We start from the raw sequence: 16,329 nt of genomic DNA, 5'->3' as shown, positions 1-16,329 counted from the left end.
TGGCTAAGCGACTGCTTAGCATGCTAGGCGGAAAGGCCCCTGTCAACGGATCGGGCACGTTGCGGGGTGGGTAGTCTTCGAGGGGTGCCCAAGATTCCTGAGAAGATCCACGAGCTGTCGGTAGGCCAGTTGGCCGCGCGCAGCGGCGCCGCCGTCTCCGCCCTGCACTTCTACGAGTCCAAGGGCCTGATCAGCAGCAGCCGTACGGCCGGCAATCAGCGCCGGTACGGCAGGGACACACTGCGCAGGGTGGCCTTCATCCGGGCCGCCCAGCGAGTGGGGATCCCGCTGGCGACGATCCGTGACGCCCTGGCGGAGCTCCCGGAGGAGCGCACGCCCACGCACGAGGACTGGGCCCGGTTGTCGGAGGCGTGGCGGGCGGAGCTGGACGAGAGAATCACCCAGCTCAACCGACTGCGGGACCACCTGACCGACTGCATCGGCTGCGGCTGCCTCTCCCTGTCCACGTGCGTCCTGTCCAACCCGGACGACACCTTCGGCGAACACCGCACGGGCTCCCGCCTGTTGGTGGAACACCGCCGGCCCAAATCCAAGAACGAGTAGCGCCCCGGCTGTTTTTCAGCCCGTCCGGCGTTTGAGGACGAGGCCGTTCAGGCCGAAGCGGGGGTCTGGGGGCGCAGCCCCCAGGGACGGGACGGGCAGGGGCGGCGGGGGCGAGAAACACGCCACGCCCGCCCCCGCGCACCGGTCACTCGTACTCCGTGCCACCCTTCCGCGTCAGATACGCCGGACTCACCGCCTTCGCGATCGCCCGACCTCCTGTCACGGCGCTGTACCGCTCCACCGCCGGCCGGATGACCACGCCCTCCCGCAGATGCAGCTCCCGCCCGGACACGGTCTCCCGCCCCGTCGCCAGCTCCAGCACCCGCTCACTGTCGTAAGGGCCCGCATACAGCCGAGGCACCAACGGCAGCGCGGACTCCAGCACCTCGGCCGCGTCCAGCCACCGCACGGAGCCGTCGATCTCCGCCGACACGTCGAACACGGCGTACCCCAGCGTCTCCCGCCGGCCGTCCGCTCCGTATGTCAGGTCCTGAACCCCCGCGCCGTACACCTCCCCGAAGATCCCGACCCGCCGCGCCCCGAGCCGCTCGGCGACCCGCGCCGCCACTTCCGCGACCCCGTGCCCCCGCACCGCCCGCCAGTACAGATTCCGCGGATCCTCCCGCAGCGCCAGCGACTTCGAGCCGAAGCCCTTGGAGGAGACGAACACCCGGTCGCCCTCGGCGACATACGTCACCAAGCACGCCGAACCGTGCAGCTTCTCCGTCACCACGACCGGCTCACCCGCCGTGAAGATCCCCGGGTACCGCTGGATGTTCTCGATGTCCACCCACGGCAGCAGATCCGGCGCCGCCTCCACGTCCCCGGACATCGTCGGCGGTATCGGCGGCACCCACTTGGTGATCCCCAGCCGCTCCGCGAAGTCCGTCCCGTCCGACGCCGCCCGGGCCAGGTCCACGCCTGCCAGCTCCGCCGGCCTGCACACGATCCCCTGCGACAGCTCGCCCCGCAGCCGGACCGCCTTCACCCGGTCGGAGTTGCTCCCCGCCAGCCGCCCGGTCAGCCCCAGCTCCTCGACCAGCGCGGCCGGCAGCACGGACTGCTCGGGGATGTAGACGGCGACATCGCCGGTGCGGTACGCACCCTTCGCCACCACCGCCCGGTACAGGCCCACTTGGGCCAGTTCGAGGGCGTCGGCATTCGGATGCTCATGGACGGTCAGCACTTCGGCGGTGACGCGCAGCGTCGACATGGGTGACTCCCGGATCGTTCGTCAGCTCGGTTTCATCACCGCCAACTGTCCGGACGGGAAACGGGTGGAGCGACCCGATTAGTGACTGCTACCGTCACCAACTGCGCGTTCGACAGCGCCCGTTCGCCATCGGGCAGCAGCAGGGTGTCCTCGAGCCCGATCCGGGTCGCGAGCCCCAGATGCCCCGCCAGCCGCAGCACCGGCCACGCCCCGCCGTCCTCGCCGTGCAGCAGCACCGGGCGGTCGGCGGCGGACCCCAGCTCGGCCAGCAACGCGCGCGCCTCGGCCTCCGCCGTGTCCGGCGAGGTGTCCGTCACCTCCGCCAGCACCCGCAGCACCTTCGGGGCGAGCGGCGACCGGGTGAAGCGCGCCGCCCCGTCCGTGCCGGACCAGATTCCGGCCTCCACCCCGACGCCCCGCTCGATCAGGGCCGCGGCCACTTCCTCCGCCCCCGGCTCGTGCCAGTTGACCGAGGCGTGATCCGGCAGCACGCTCCACGACCGGATCCGGGCGGCCCGTGCCGCGGGATCCGGCTCCGCCCACGCGCCCGTCGTCACCCCGACCGGCACGGACACCCGTGCCCGGATCGCCTCCAGCGTGGCCGCCACCACCCGCGGGGACAGACTGTCCCGGCCGCAGGGTGTCTTGGGATGGACATGCACATCCGTGGCACCGGCCGCCACGGCCTCGGACGCCGAGTCGGCCATGGCCCGCGGCGTCAGCGGGACCATCGCCCCGTCGGCGGCTCCCCGGGGCCCGTTCAGACACACCTGCACCATGGCTCGATGGTGCCAGTCGCCACTGACAACGCCGTGCCGAGCGTCATGTGGGGGGTGCGGCATCCCCGGCGCACCCCCGTCGTACTAGGCCGACACCAGCAGCCGGTATTCGCGCCGGGAAGCCGCCAGGGCCTCCGGTGTCAGGACGGGGCGCGGCACCACGATCCCGCACTCCGTGCAGACCGGGCCGGAGGAGGGTTCATGGGCCAGGTCGTACTTCCAGGTCAGCCGCTCCCCGCCGCACACCGGGCACTCGGCGCCCGGCTCTCGTTCCAGCGCGGAGATCAGCTTGCGCAGTACTTCGGCCAGCGGCTCACGGGGGTGTACCCGCGGGTCGTCGCACCACGCCACTCCGAAACCGCCCCAGGTCAGCCGGTGCCAGTCGTCGACACTTCCCGGCCTGCGCAGTCCGTCGTGCTTCTCCCGCTTGCGCCGACGGGCGAACTCGACCTCGTAGGCGAGCCAGACCGACCGCGCCTCCTCCAACTCCTCCAACGCGGCCACGAGCCGCGCCGGATCAGGGGACCGGTCCTCCGGACCGAATCCCGCCCGGGAGCACAAGTGGTCCCAGGTCGCCCTGTGCCCGTATGGGGCGAACCGCTCAAGGCACTTGCGCAGCGAGTAGCGCCGTAGCGCCAGATCGCAGCGTGGGTCTCGCACCTGTCTCGCCAGACTCCGGAAACCGGCCATCGCCCTGCACCTCCGTCACACCTGCACCTGTACTTCGGTCACTTCGGCGTCGTCGTACATGGACTTCGTACGGCGTTGACGAATAGACGTATCGACACGTGATTCGGCTCCCTCTCCGACTCCATCCGATCCATTCGATTTCCGATGTCGTCCATCAGCCGGCCCGCGACCGGTCCGCGCACCGGCCCCCAACCTCCTTGAAAGTGACGCATGTTCACCTTCGATCCCGGGGATACCGGCGGTAACGTCCGGCTCACCCCCGTCGGCAGGAGCTGCCATGCCTCGGCGCATCCCCCGCACCGCGCTCGACAGACAGAGAACTCCCGGCAGGTTCCCCGGGTTCCTGAAGACAGCATCCGTATGCGTGCTCATTGCCGGTCTTTTGTCCCCGCTTTCCCATGCGGTCGCGGCCGGGGAGGCGGACGCGGACGTCACGGCGGTGACCGACCACTGCGGGAGCCAGTGCTCCGACATCCTCCCGCCCGGCGAGAACGGCAACGCAACCCTGGCCCAGATCCTGCTCAACCAGGCCTTCGGGACGATGCCCGCGCACGCCTCCGACCAGCTCGGTCCGTACGCCGGTCTCGCCACCGGCTACCCGACCCTCACCAACGCCACACTCACGAACTTCTTCAACGACGCCTCCTTCGGTGTCCCCGCCGACCAGGTCGCCTCCACCGTCAGACCCGCCGGACGCACCGACGTGACGATCGTCCGGGACAGGAAGACGGGTGTGCCGCACATCACCGGTACCACCAGATACGGCACCGAGTTCGGAGCGGGCTATGCGGCCGCCGAGGACCGGCTGTGGCTCATGGACGTCTTCCGGCACGTCGGCCGCGGTCAACTGACCTCCTTCGCCGGCGGCGACCCCGCCAACCAGGGCCTGGAGCAGGAGTTCTGGCGCCAGGCGCCCTACACCGAGGCCGAACTCCAGGCCCAGATCGACAACGCCGCGGCGAACAACGGCGCTCGCGGGCAGCAGGCCCTCGCCGACGTGAACGCCTACGTCGCCGGCATCAACGCCTACATCGACGCCTCCGACAGCGGCCGCTACTTCCCCGGCGAGTACGTCCTGACCGGCCACAAGGACTCGATCACCAACGCCGGCACGATCGAGCACTTCAAGCCGACCGACCTGGTCGCGCTGGCCTCCGTCATCGGCTCCCTCTTCGGCTCCGGCGGTGGCGGCGAGGTCGACAACGCCATCTCCCTGCTGGCCGCCCAGGAGAAGTACGGCGTCGTCGAGGGCACCAAGGTGTGGGAGTCCTTCCGCGAGCGCAACGACCCCGAGGCCGTCGTCACCGTCCACGACAAGAGCTTCCCCTACGCCGGGAAGCCCGCGGACCCGCAGGGCACGGCGCTGCCCGCCGCCGGTTCCGTGACCACCGAACCCCTCGTGCACGACCGTACGGGCAGCGCGGCCGGCGCAACCGCCGCCGACACCTCGGCCACGGCCACGAAGGCGGCGATGAGCTCGGCCAGGCGCGGAATGTCCAACGCCCTGGTGGTGAGCGGCGAACACACCGCGAGCGGCCACCCGGTCGCCGTCTTCGGCCCGCAGACCGGCTACTTCGCCCCCCAGCTCCTGCTCCTCCAGGAGATCCAGGGCCCGGGCATCAGCGCCCGAGGCGCCTCCTTCGCCGGCCTGAGCATGTACGTCGAACTGGGCCGCGGTCAGGACTACTCATGGAGCGCGACCACCTCCGGCCAGGACATCATCGACACCTACGCCGTCGAGCTCTGCCAGGACGATCACCACTATCTCCACCGCGGCACCTGCACCGCGATGGAGAAGGTCGAGCGGAAGAACGCCTGGAAGCCGACCACCGCCGACGACACCCCCGCGGGCTCCTACACCCTGCGTGTCTGGCGCACGAAGTATGGACCCGTCACGCACCGCGCCACCGTCGACGGCAAGCGGGTCGCCTACACCACGCTGCGCTCGTCGTTCTTCCACGAGGCCGACTCGATCATCGGCTTCCAGATGCTCAACGACCCCGACTACCTCAAGAGCCCCGAGACCTTCCAGACGGCGGTGCGGCACATCAACTTCACCTTCAACTGGTTCTACGTCGACTCCGAGCACACCGCCTACTACAACAGCGGCGACAACCCGGTCCGCGCGACCGGCGTCGACGCCGAGTTCCCGGTCTGGGCGCGGCCGTCGTACGAGTGGCGGAACTGGAACCCGACGACCAACACCGCCGACTACACCCCGCCCTCGGCCCACCCGAACTCCATCGATCAGGACTACTACATCTCCTGGAACAACAAGCAGGCCGCCGACTACACCACCGCCCCCTGGGGCGACGGCTCGGTCCACCGCGGCAATCTCCTCGACGACCGGGTGCGGAAACTGGTCACCCAGGGCGGGGTGACCCGCGCGGCCCTGGTGAAGGCGATGGCCGAGGCGGGGCTCGCCGACCTGCGGGCCGAGGACGTCCTGCCGGACCTGCTGAAGGTCGTGGGCAGCTCACCGGTGACCGACACGGCGGCGAAGGCGGCCGTCGACAAGCTGTCCGCGTGGGTCACGGCGGGCTCACGGCGCACCGAGACCTCGGCCGGATCCAAGACGTACGCCCACGCCGACGCGATCCGCATCCTGGACGCCTGGTGGCCACTGCTGGTGCGGGCCGAGTTCGAACCGGGGCTGGGCAGTGGGCTGTTCACCGCCTTCACGAACAACCTGCCCGTCGACGAAGCTCCCTCGGCCGCCCACGGCCCGACCGGCGCCCACGCCGGAAGCTCTTTCCAGTACGGCTGGTGGAGCTACGTCGACAAGGACCTGCGGTCGGTCCTCGGTGAGCCGGTGCGGGGACCGCTGGCCCGCCAGTACTGCGGCGGCGGCAGCCTGAGTGCCTGCCGGGACGCCCTGATCAGCACCCTGAAGACGGCGGCGGGCAGGACCGCGGCCCAGGTCTACCCAGGCGACGCGGGCTGCTCGGCGGGCGACCAGTGGTGCGCCGACTCGATCGTGCAGCGCCCGCTCGGCGGCATCAACCACGGCCGGATCAGCTGGCAGAACCGGCCCACCTACCAGCAGGTCGTGGAGTTCACCTCGCACCGGTGACCACGGGGTTGGCGGCGGGTCAGCGGACGCGGCCCGCCGCCAGCACCAGCCGGGCCAGCTCCCGGTGCACGATGTCGCTGTGCGCCCCGGCAGGCGGTCCGCCCCGCCGTACGACCGACGCGGCGTCGACGTTCACACAGCCCGCCGCGGGCAGCGGCCCGCGCAGAGCGTCGGCGAGCTCCAGTCGTCTGGTGCCGGGCACCGCCTGCACCCCGTCGAAGCCCATCGCGCCCCACTTCGCGCCCAGCGCCCGGCCGATGCCGAACTCCTGGAACTCCCGGTCGTGGCCGGCCATCCTGGAGGCCAGCGGGTAGATCGTGCCCAGGGCGTCGTCGTGCTTCGAGAAACAGCACACCAAGGGTCCGTCGATCCGGTTGTGCTGCCCCTGGAGCACGCCTCCCGCGCGCGGGTCGTGCGGCAGCCGGGCCGCGAACGCGTAGTGCGAGAAGGCCCCTTGGAGCAGCGTCACGGACTTCACGGTGTGCACGCCCTTCGGCAGACCGCGCAGCGCGAACGAGACCAGCCGTCCGCCGAAGCTGTGCCCGACCAGGTGCACCCGCACCCCGGGCGACCGCGTCGCGAGCTGCCCGATCACCCGCCCGAGCCCTCGCTCGCCCACCGTGCCGGCCCGCCGCTTCATCGCGTAGTACGTCGCCTGGCGCAGCAGTTCGTGCGCCCCCTCCCAGGGGTTCGGCAGCGAGAAGGAGGCGGGCTCCCCGGAGACGACCTCCTCGGGGGACCGCGGCCGGGCCAGCGCCCGCCCGAACTCCTCGCAGATCACTGCCGCCGGACCCCGGAACATGGCGGGGTCGTCCTGCGGTACGCCCTCCGCCAGGGTGTCCGCCGCGAACAGCGCCTGCGGACCCGGCGGCACCAGATCCACCAGCAGCCCCACCAGCCGTCCGAACTCCTCCAACTCGGCCTCTTCGCGGGACTGCTGGTCCAGGAGCCGGGCGAGCTGGTCGACGACCGTGGCCCGTCCCGGGAACGTCTCCAGCAGCGCGTGCCGGGTGTCCTTGTCCAGCGCCGGACGCGGCGGCGCCTCGTCGGCGACGGCGCGCGGGAAGTCGGGGATCTCCTCGTCCGAGAACCGCATCGACGGCCATACGACGCCCACGTACCCGATCCGGGCCTTTGGGGCCAGCTCCGGCATCGGCGCGAAGAAGCGGTCGTAGAGGCGGGTCGCCCCGGACCGGTCGTTGTTCCAGCCGTGCGCGAAGACCAGCAGATCACGCACCTCGTGGTGGGCCACCCCGGTCAGCAGCCGGTCCCGGGCCCGGGCGTCGGGGTCGCCGTCCGCGTCGAAGGTCAGCTCCCAGTAGGGACTCACGCTGACTGCCGGTCGTGCCATGACGGACCCCTCCGTCCCCCGTAGCGGTGCGATGTGCGCGTATCGTCCCGCCACGGGGCAGAGTTGGCCATACAGTGCGGCTCATCGGTAGAGGAGGTATTCCTTTCGAATCCGCCGGAACGCCGCCAGCTCGTCCTGCCAGCCGGCCACCACCTCGTCGGTGCTCGCTCCCGCGTCGATCGCCGTACGGACCTGGGTGGATCCGGTGAGCTTGTCGATCCAGTTGTCCGCGCGCCAGGTGAAGCCGCCGTACGTCCGCTTGGCGGTGACGAGGAGGGCGATCCCGGTGCGGACGGGGTCGTAGGCGGCCCGGTCGTGGACGTGGACCTGCACACCGCCGACCGTCTTGCCCTGGAACTTGGAGAAGGTGGGCGTGAAGTACGCCTCCCTGAAGTGCACGCCCGGCAGGCCGAGCCGGTTCGCCTCGGCGGCCCAGCGGCGGTCGACGCCCTCGGCGCCGAGCAGCTCGAAGGGGCGCGTGGTGCCACGGCCCTCGGAGAGGTTCGTGCCCTCGAAGAGACAGGTGCCCGAGTACACGAGAGCCGTCTCGGGGGTCGGCATGTTGGGGCTCGGCGGTACCCAGGGCAGCTTCGAGGCGTCGTAGAACTCCGAGCGCCGCCAGCCCGTCATCGTCACGGTGTCCAGGGGGGCGGGGGTCTGCAGGAACTCGCCGTTGAACAGCAGGGCCAGTTCGGCGACCGTCATCCCGTGCGCCTGCGAGATCGGCTGCCTGCCGACGAAGGTGGCGAACTCCCTGTGCAGGACCGGGCCGTTCGCCGCGCGGCCCGTCACCGGGTTGGGCCGGTCCAGCACGACGAAGCGCTTGCCGGCGAGCTGGGCCGCCTCCATGCAGTCGTACAGCGTCCAGATGTAGGTGTAGAAGCGGGCGCCCACGTCCTGGATGTCGAAGACGACCGTGTCGACGCCGGACGCGGTGAAGATGTCGGCGAGCGGCTGTCCGCTCTTGAGGTAGGTGTCGTAGACGGGGAGCCCGGTCGCCGGGTCGTCGTAGCGGCCCTCGGAGCCGCCGGCCTGGGCGGTGCCCCGGAAGCCGTGCTCCGGGCCGAAGACGGCGGTGAGGTCGACGCGGGGGTCTTCGTGCATCACGTCGACGATGTGGCGGACGGTTCGGGTCACTCCGGTGGGGTTGGTGACGATGCCGACTCGTTGGCCGTCCAGGGCGGAGTAGCCGGTGGCGACGAGGCGTTCGAAGCCGGTTTGGAGGCGGCGGCCGGTGTCGTTGTCTGCGGCCGCCGCGGAGGTTGTGGTGGCTGCGAGGGCCGGGGTTGCAGCTAGGAGAGTTCTTCTCGTCAAGCGCATGGAGGGCACGGTAGGGGGTGGTTGGGGTGGTTCGTAAGCTGCCGGTCGAGTGTGGCTGGTCGCGCAGTTCCCCGCGCCCCTACCGGCGCGTCCCTGACTCTTCTCTCTTACATACCGACCGGTTAGTCTGGCCGTCGCAGTGCCGTTTTGCCGAGCCGCGATCGAAGGAGACCGATGGTGGAAGCCTTGCAGGGTGCGTCTGTGGTTGTCACGGGGGCCGGGGGTGGAATCGGGGCCGCGTTGGCTCGGCGGTTCGCCTCTGCGGGAGCCAGAGTCGTCGTGAACGATCTCGACGCCGCCAAGGCCGAAGCCGTCGCCTCCGAGATCGGGGGGATCGCCCTGCCCGGGGACGCCTCCGGGGTCGTCGGGCCCGCTCGGGACGCGCTCGGTGGGGACATCGACGTGTACTGCGCCAATGCCGGGGTCGGGTCCGGGGGGTCCGAGGCCGCTGGGGAGGACGTCTGGGCGCTGGCCTGGGACGTCAACGTCATGGCTCATGTGCGGGCCGCCCAGGAGCTCATCCCGGGGTGGGTCGAGCGGGGGCGCGGGCGGTTCGTCTCCACCGTGTCCGCCGCCGGGCTGCTCACCATGATCGGGGCCGCGCCCTACAGCGTCACCAAGCACGGGGCGTACGCCTTCGCCGAGTGGCTGTCGCTCACGTACCGGCACCGGGGGATCCAGGTGCACGCGATCTGCCCGCAGGGCGTGCGGACGGACATGCTCGCCGCCACCGGGAGCGCGGGCGACCTGGTGCTGCAGCCGACCGCCATCGAGCCGGACGACGTGGCCGCCGCCCTGTTCAAGGGGATGGCGGAGGACCGGTTCCTGATCCTGCCGCACCCCGAGGTCGCCGGGTTCTACGAGCACCGCGCGGCGGATCCCGACCGCTGGCTCGGCACCATGAACCACATCCAGCAGAAGTGGGAGGCCGCGCGGTGAGCGCCGGGTACGCGGACAAGCCCTGGCTCGCCCTGCTCGACGACGCCCAGCGCGCCCCGATCGACCCCGCCGACTCCCTGGTGCACGCCCTGCGCAGGGCCGCCGCCGAGGTGCCGGAGCGGGACTTCCTCGCCTACTTCGACGGGCGGCTCAGCTACCGCGAGGTCGACGAGCTGAGCGACTCGGTCGCCGGACACCTGGCGGAGCGAGGGCTCCAGCGCGGGGAGCGGGTGGCCGTGCTGCTGCAGAACTCCCCGCTCTTCGTGCTCGCCGTGCTCGGGGCCTGGAAGGCGGGGGCGACCGTCGTGCCGGTGAACCCCATGTACAAGTCGGGGGAGATGGCGCACGTCCTGCGGGACGGCGACGTCGCCGCGCTGATCTGCTCAGACCGGGCCTGGGAGTCGTACCTGCGCGAGACGGCCGCCGACTCGCCGGTGCGGATCGTGCTCACCGGCTGTGAGCTGGAGTTCCAGACGCGCGGCGACGCGCGCGTGCTCGCCTTTGAACGGCTGCCGCAGGCCGGCGACGCCGGTGACCTGGGGGCCGTCGCCCGCGCGGGGCACCCGGCGCCCGAGGGGTGTGACCCGCTGCCGTCGGACATCGCGCTGATCAGCTACACCTCCGGGACCAGCGGCACGCCCAAGGGCGCCACCAACACGCACGGCAACATCATGCACAACGCCGAGCGGCAGCGGACCGGGCTGCCGCTGCCCGAGGCGCCGGTGTACTTCGCGATGGCCCCGCTGTTCCACATCACCGGCATGGTCTGCCAGCTCGGCGCCTGTCTGAACAGCGCGGGCACACTGGTGCTGGCGTACCGCTTCGAGGCCGGGGTCGTGCTCGACGCGTTCGCCGAGCACCAGCCGCACTACACCGTCGGACCGTCCACCGCCTTCATGGCGCTGGCCGCCCATCCGTCCGTCACCCGGGAGCACTTCGCCTCCTTCCGGATCATCTCCTCCGGCGGCGCCCCGCTGCCGCCCGCGCTCGTGGAGAAGTTCCGGGCCGGCTTCGGGCCGTACATCCGCAACGGCTACGGGCTGACCGAGTGCACCGCGCCCTGCGCCGCCGTGCCGCCCGCCAGGGAGGCGCCCGTCGACCCGGTCTCGGGGACGCTGGCCGTGGGCGTGCCGGGTCCCGACACGGTCGTGCGGATCCTCGACGACGAGGGCGCCGAGGTGCCCTTCGGGGAGCAGGGCGAGATCGTGGTGAGCGGGCCGCAGGTCGTGCCCGGCTACTGGCGGCGCCCGGAGGCCACCGAGGAGACCTTCCCGGGTGGCGAGCTGCGCACCGGCGACATCGGGTTCATGGACTCCGAGGGCTGGCTGTACGTCGTCGACCGCAAGAAGGACATGATCAACGCGTCCGGGTTCAAGGTGTGGCCGCGCGAGGTCGAGGACGTGCTGTACACCCATCCGGCGGTGCGCGAGGCGGCCGTCGTCGGGGTGCCCGACGGGTACCGCGGGGAGACCGTGAAGGCGTACATCAGCCTGCGTCCGGGCGCCGAGCCGGACCCGGATGAACTCGCGGTGTACTGCAAGGAGAGACTGGCCGCCTACAAATACCCGCGCCAGGTGGAGATCCTGCCCGACCTGCCGAAGACGGCGAGTGGGAAGATCCTCCGGCGGGAACTTCGTTCCCGCGCGCAGAACAGCAAATGAGAACCTCGGAAGGCAGGTGGCGGCACAGTGCCCAGGACGACGGACGGAGACGGCACCCCCGTCCCGCAGCGGCTGCTGGCCGCCGCCACCCGGCTCTTCGCCGAGCGGGGCTACGACCGCACGTCGGTGCAGGAGATCGTGGAGGCGGCCGGCGTCACCAAGGGGGCGCTGTACCACTACTTCGGCTCCAAGGACGACCTGCTGCACGAGGTGTACGCGCGCGTGCTCCGCGTCCAGCAGGAGCGCCTGGACGCCTTCGCGGACGCCGACGAGCCGGTGGAGAAGCGGCTGCGGGCCGCGGCGGCCGATGTCGTCGTCACCACCATCGACAACCTCGACGACGCCTCGATCTTCTTCCGCTCGATGCACCATCTGAGCCCCGAGAAGAACAAGCAGGTGCGCGCCGAGCGCAGGCGCTACCACGAGCGCTTCCGCGCGCTCATCGAGGAGGGCCAGCAGGCCGGGGTGTTCTCCACCGCGACCCCGGCCGACCTGGTGGTGGACTACCACTTCGGCTCGGTCCACCACCTGTCGACCTGGTACCGCCCCGACGGCCCGATGAGCCCCCAGGAACTCGCCGGCCACCTGGCCGACCTGCTCCTGAGGGCCCTGCGTCCCTGAGGCGCCTACAGGTACTTCTTCAGCTCCCGCCGCGCCAGCGACCGCTGGTGCACCTCGTCCGGGCCGTCCGCGATCATCAGCGTGCGGGCGCTCGCGTACAGCTCGGCGAGCGGGAAGTCCTGGCTCACCCCGCCGGCGCCGTGCAGCTGGATCGCGCGGTCGATGATGTCGACGACCGCGCGCGGGGTGGCGATCTTGATGGACTGGATCTCGGTGTGGGCGCCGCGGTTGCCCACGGTGTCCATCAGCCAGGCCGTCTTCAGCACCAGCAGCCGGAGCTGCTCCACGGTCACCCGCGCGTCGGCGATCCAGTTGTGCACCACGCCCTGCTGGGCCAGCGCCTTGCCGAAAGCCGTACGGGACACCGCCCGGCGGCACATCAGCTCGATCGCCCGCTCGGCCATGCCGATCAGTCGCATGCAGTGGTGGATCCGGCCGGGGCCGAGCCGGGCCTGCGCGATGGCGAAGCCGCCGCCCTCCTCGCCGACGAGGTTCGCGACCGGCACGCGCGCGTGGTCGAAGACCACCTCGGCGTGGCCGCCGTGGGAGTGGTCCTCGTAGCCGAAGACCTGCATCGCGCGGCTGACCGTCACGCCCGGGGTGTCGCGGGGGACCAGGACCATCGACTGCTGACGGCGGATGTCCTCGCCGTCCGGGTCCGTCTTGCCCATCACGATGAAGATCTTGCAGTCCGGGTTCATCGCCCCGGAGATGTACCACTTGCGGCCGGTGATGACGTACTCGTCCGTGCCGTCCGAGGACCGCTCGATGAGCGTGGTGATGTTGGTGGCGTCCGAGGAGGCCACCTCGGGCTCGGTCATCGCGAACGCCGAGCGGATCTCACCGGCCAGCAGCGGCTCCAGCCACTGCTTCTTCTGCTGCTCGTCGCCGAACTGCGCCAGCACCTCCATGTTGCCGGTGTCCGGCGCGGCGCAGTTCAGCGCGGTCGGCGCCAGGTGCGGGGAGCGGCCGGTGATCTCGGCGAGGGGCGCGTACTGGAGGTTGGTGAGCCCGGCGCCGTACTCGGAGTCCGGCAGGAAGAGGTTCCACAGGCCCTGCCTGCGCGCCTCGGCCTTCAACTCCTCCACGACCGCGGGGGTGTCCCACGGGGACGCCAGCGCGGCCCGCTGCTCCTCCGCCACCGCCTCGGCCGGATAGACGTACTCGTCCATGAAGGCGAGCAGCTTGCCGCGCAGCTCCTCCGTGCGCGCGTCGAACGCGAAGTCCATGGTGGGTCAGCCTTCCTGAAGAGTGGTCAGACCGTGGTCGATGAAGACCGGGACCAGATCGCCGATGCGGTCGAAGCCGCGGCCGACGGTCTGGCCCAGCGTGTAGCGGTAGTGGATGCCCTCCAGGATCACGGCGAGCTTGAACCAGGCGAACGCCGTGTACCAGGAGACCGCGGAGACGTCGCGCCCCGAGCGCGCGGCGTACCGCTCGATCAGCTCGGCCGGGTCCGGGTGGCCCGGTGCCTCGGCGGTGGTGGAGACGGGGGAGTCGGGCATGCCCAGCGGCAGGCTGTACATCACCAGCAGGCCGAGGTCGGTGAGCGGGTCGCCGAGCGTCGACATCTCCCAGTCGAGGATGGCCTCGATCCGGTCGTCGTCGCCGATCAGGACGTTGTCCAGCCGGTAGTCGCCGTGGATGACCGTCGGCGCGGGGGACGTCGGCAGCCGCCGGCCCAGGGTGGCGTGCAGTTCGTCGATTCCGGCCAGCTCGCGGTTGCGGGAGGCGTCCAGCTGCTTGCCCCAGCGCCGCAGTTGGCGGTCGAGGAAGCCCTCCGGGCGGCCGAAGTCGGCGAGGCCGACCGATGCCGGGTCCACCGCGTGCAGGTCCACCAGGGTGTCCACGAGCGAGAGCACCGCCTGCCGGGTGCGCTCGGCGCCGAGCGGGACCAGCTGGTCGGCGGTGCGGTACGGGGTGCCCTCGACGAACTCCATGACGTAGAAGGACGCCCCGATGACCTCTTCGTCCTCGCACAGCAGGATCGGACGGGGGACGGGCACGTTCGTCGGGTGCAGCGCGCTGATCACCCGGTGCTCGCGCTTCATGTCGTGCGCGGTGGCGAGGACATGGCCGAGCGGAGGCCGCCGTACGACCCAGCGGGCCGTGCCGTCGGAGACGGCGTAGGTGAGGTTCGACCGTCCACCCTCGATCAGCCGACCGGTCAGCGGGCCGTGCACCAGGCCGGGGCGCTCACGGTCCAGCAGGGCGCGCAGCCGGTCGAGATCGAGTCCGGGCGGGTGGTCGGGGCTCATCGATGCTCCTACGGGCAGGTGAACAAGTCCCGACCAATGATGCCGACCGGTCGGTATGTCGTCCAGTGCGCGAGCCCAACGTGATCGGAGCCACGATAGGCCGACAGCTCCCCGCGCGGGGCGCGAGGAGCTGTCTTTCCGGTCGTGGCCAAGGTCGTGGCCGGGGTCTGCGTCAGTGGTCGTCCCAGTGGCCGTCGTGGGCCGCGTGCCGATGGCCGTCGTGGAGGTAGTCGACGTGGTCGCCGTGCAGGACGCTCTCGTGGCCGCAGGCCTCGCCGTGCTGGTGGTCGTGGCCCGCGTGGGTGGTGTGGTCGCCCGGCTCGCACTCGTCCCAGTGGCCGCCGTGCTCGCGGTGCAGATGCCCGCCGTGCGCGTAGTCGACGTGGTCGCCGTGCGGCACCTCGGTGTGCCCGCAGCCGGGGCCGTGGGTGTGGGCGTGGGAGGCGTGTTCCTGGTGGTAGGTGGTCATATTGCTCACCTTCGAACGTCCGGGTGATGACGACGGACAGGCTGCCACGCGAAGCGGACATATTCCTTCATTCGGGCTGCGTGGCGTTCCGGGTACCCCTGCGCCGCCCGGTCCGCGTGCCGTTCCGGCCTCAGAGGATCAGCGCCGCCCCGCACACCGCGAGCCCCACCGTGCACAGCACCGCCGCCGTCGCGTGCCGGGGTGCGAGAGGCCGGGGTTCCGGTCCCGCGGCGAGGGACTGGATACGGCGGTTGGCGACCGCCAGGAAGCCCAGCCACAGCACGACGATCAGGGCGCACACGACGATCCGGGGCGCCGAGACCCCGCCGTGCAGGGCCGCCCGCACGGCGAGCACCGCGGCGACCGTGCCCGCCAGCGTCGTACGGCGCCACGCGAGCCGGGTCCGCTCGGGCTGGAGCCCCGGGTCCCGGGCCGGCACCGGCTCGGGGTTCACCCCTCCCACCCGACGAGCACGACCACGACCATCGCCAGCGCCACGACCGCGATCACCACGCTCAGCAGCGCCGGGAACCGGGAGAGCGGCAGATCCTCGCCCCGGCGCATCGCCCGCTCGCAGCGCACCCAGTGGTTGACCGCGCGCAGGGAACACAGCACGCCCGCCGCGAGCAGGGCGAGGGCGAGCCCGACCCGCCAGCCCCAGCGCAGGTCCGGCAGGAACTGGTCCACCGCGAAACCCCCGCCGACCAGCGCCATCGCGGTGCGCAGCCAGGCCAGGAAGGTGCGCTCGTTGGCCAGCGAGAACCGGTAGTCCGGTGTGCTGCCCTCGCGCCGGACCTCCTCGGGCGCGAACCACAGCCGGGCGTTCCGTACGAATTCGATCACGTCCCGGACATTACCCGGCCCTACCGGGGGCCCTCCGCCGCCCGGTACGCGCGCAGCCGCTCGTAGGCGGCGAGCCCGTCCGGTACCCACTCCCAGTCGGCGAGGCGGTCCCGGATCTCCTCCTCGGGCAGGAAGGCGTGCCAGGCCACCTCCTCCACCTGCGGGCTGACCGGCAGCTCGCAGCGCACCTCGTACACGGCCGACCACCAGCCGTGCCCGGCGCCGTCCTCGTAGAGGAACTTGAACAGGAACTCCGGCGCCGGCAGCCCGGACACCCCCAGCTCCTCCTCGGCCTCCCGCAGGGCGGCCACGTCATAGGACTCGCCCGCGCCGACGACTCCGCCGACGAACATGTCGTACAAGGAGGGGAAGACCAGCTTGGTCGGCGTGCGGCGGTGGACGAAGAGGCGGCCCCGCGCGTCCCGGGCCTGGACGAACACGCACCGGTGCCGCATGCCCTCGGCGTAGACCCGGCCGCGGGGCGCCCGGCCGATGACACGGTCGTTCTCGTCGACGACGTCGAGGATCTCGTCAGCTGCGCTCATACG

Annotated in this window: 16 protein-coding genes and 1 pseudogene; 5 read left to right on the top strand and 12 right to left on the bottom strand. The window is 71.3% G+C overall.

Annotation, left to right across the window (positions count from 1 at the left end):
* Window positions 1–84: 84 nt before the first annotated feature.
* Entirely contained in the window at window positions 85–564 is a 480-nt protein-coding gene (soxR, locus tag AC068Z_RS24940; protein WP_478559557.1) for a redox-sensitive transcriptional activator SoxR, read from the top strand.
* A gap of 13 nt (window positions 565–577) precedes the next feature.
* Here the strand turns inward: soxR and AC068Z_RS24935 are convergent.
* From AC068Z_RS24935 to AC068Z_RS24920, 4 genes and pseudogenes are all read right to left on the bottom strand, one after another.
* Window positions 578–729: pseudogene (locus AC068Z_RS24935) on the bottom strand (cobyrinate a,c-diamide synthase); the annotation flags it as partial.
* Window positions 710–1,777, bottom strand: a complete 1,068-nt coding sequence (locus AC068Z_RS24930; protein ID WP_478559554.1) for an RNA ligase (ATP) — start codon at window positions 1,775–1,777, stop codon at window positions 710–712. The gene AC068Z_RS24930 and the pseudogene AC068Z_RS24935, both read right to left, overlap by 20 nt.
* A 35-nt stretch (window positions 1,778–1,812) precedes the next feature.
* Window positions 1,813–2,556 (bottom strand): 3-keto-5-aminohexanoate cleavage protein, encoded by a 744-nt coding sequence (locus AC068Z_RS24925; protein WP_478559551.1) that lies wholly within the window; start codon window positions 2,554–2,556, stop codon window positions 1,813–1,815.
* An 84-nt stretch (window positions 2,557–2,640) separates the two neighbouring features.
* Complete coding sequence (locus AC068Z_RS24920) at window positions 2,641–3,246, bottom strand: hypothetical protein (RefSeq protein ID WP_478559549.1); 606 nt, start codon at window positions 3,244–3,246, stop codon at window positions 2,641–2,643.
* A 277-nt stretch (window positions 3,247–3,523) separates the two neighbouring features.
* Between AC068Z_RS24920 and AC068Z_RS24915 the strand changes: the two genes are divergently transcribed.
* On the top strand, window positions 3,524–6,319 hold the full coding sequence (locus tag AC068Z_RS24915) for a penicillin acylase family protein (protein ID WP_478559546.1): 2,796 nt from the start codon (window positions 3,524–3,526) through the stop codon (window positions 6,317–6,319).
* Window positions 6,320–6,338: 19 nt separating this feature from the next.
* On the opposite strand, the gene AC068Z_RS24910 is transcribed toward AC068Z_RS24915, so the two are convergent.
* Both AC068Z_RS24910 and AC068Z_RS24905 read right to left on the bottom strand, forming a co-directional pair.
* Complete coding sequence (locus tag AC068Z_RS24910) at window positions 6,339–7,670, bottom strand: serine-threonine protein kinase (protein WP_478559543.1); 1,332 nt, start codon at window positions 7,668–7,670, stop codon at window positions 6,339–6,341.
* Between the two features lie 81 nt (window positions 7,671–7,751).
* Entirely contained in the window at window positions 7,752–8,990 is a 1,239-nt protein-coding gene (locus AC068Z_RS24905; protein ID WP_478559540.1) for an exo-beta-N-acetylmuramidase NamZ family protein, read from the bottom strand.
* A gap of 174 nt (window positions 8,991–9,164) precedes the next feature.
* On the opposite strand from AC068Z_RS24905, the gene AC068Z_RS24900 reads away from it, so the two are divergent.
* Genes AC068Z_RS24900 through AC068Z_RS24890 form a run of 3 tightly spaced genes read left to right on the top strand, consistent with a single transcriptional unit; the run spans window position 9,165 to window position 12,211 of the window.
* The gene (locus tag AC068Z_RS24900; protein WP_478559537.1) at window positions 9,165–9,929 is read left to right on the top strand and encodes an SDR family oxidoreductase; all 765 of its coding nucleotides are present in this window, start codon (window positions 9,165–9,167) and stop codon (window positions 9,927–9,929) included.
* Entirely contained in the window at window positions 9,926–11,590 is a 1,665-nt protein-coding gene (locus tag AC068Z_RS24895; RefSeq protein ID WP_478559534.1) for a class I adenylate-forming enzyme family protein, read from the top strand. The genes AC068Z_RS24900 and AC068Z_RS24895 overlap by 4 nt, the downstream gene beginning before the upstream one ends.
* A 27-nt stretch (window positions 11,591–11,617) precedes the next feature.
* Window positions 11,618–12,211 (top strand): TetR/AcrR family transcriptional regulator, encoded by a 594-nt coding sequence (locus AC068Z_RS24890; RefSeq protein ID WP_478559531.1) that lies wholly within the window; start codon window positions 11,618–11,620, stop codon window positions 12,209–12,211.
* 5 nt (window positions 12,212–12,216) lie between these two features.
* On the opposite strand, the gene AC068Z_RS24885 is transcribed toward AC068Z_RS24890, so the two are convergent.
* From AC068Z_RS24885 to AC068Z_RS24860, 6 genes are all read right to left on the bottom strand, one after another.
* On the bottom strand, window positions 12,217–13,440 hold the full coding sequence (locus AC068Z_RS24885; RefSeq protein ID WP_478559528.1) for an acyl-CoA dehydrogenase family protein: 1,224 nt from the start codon (window positions 13,438–13,440) through the stop codon (window positions 12,217–12,219).
* A 6-nt stretch (window positions 13,441–13,446) separates the two neighbouring features.
* Complete coding sequence (locus AC068Z_RS24880; RefSeq protein WP_478559525.1) at window positions 13,447–14,469, bottom strand: phosphotransferase family protein; 1,023 nt, start codon at window positions 14,467–14,469, stop codon at window positions 13,447–13,449.
* 172 nt (window positions 14,470–14,641) lie between these two features.
* Window positions 14,642–14,938, bottom strand: a complete 297-nt coding sequence (locus AC068Z_RS24875) for a hypothetical protein (protein ID WP_451729105.1) — start codon at window positions 14,936–14,938, stop codon at window positions 14,642–14,644.
* A gap of 130 nt (window positions 14,939–15,068) precedes the next feature.
* The gene (locus AC068Z_RS24870) at window positions 15,069–15,392 is read right to left on the bottom strand and encodes a DUF202 domain-containing protein (RefSeq protein ID WP_478559520.1); all 324 of its coding nucleotides are present in this window, start codon (window positions 15,390–15,392) and stop codon (window positions 15,069–15,071) included.
* Entirely contained in the window at window positions 15,389–15,781 is a 393-nt protein-coding gene (locus tag AC068Z_RS24865; RefSeq protein ID WP_478559517.1) for a YidH family protein, read from the bottom strand. Before AC068Z_RS24865 ends, AC068Z_RS24870 begins: the two co-directional genes overlap by 4 nt.
* 20 nt (window positions 15,782–15,801) lie before the next feature.
* Window positions 15,802–16,326, bottom strand: a complete 525-nt coding sequence (locus AC068Z_RS24860) for an NUDIX hydrolase (protein ID WP_478559514.1) — start codon at window positions 16,324–16,326, stop codon at window positions 15,802–15,804.
* Window positions 16,327–16,329: the final 3 nt, after the last annotated feature.

The organism is Streptomyces sp. NPDC043726 (genome assembly GCF_056436565.1).
This window is presented reverse-complemented; position numbering and strand designations above follow the sequence as displayed.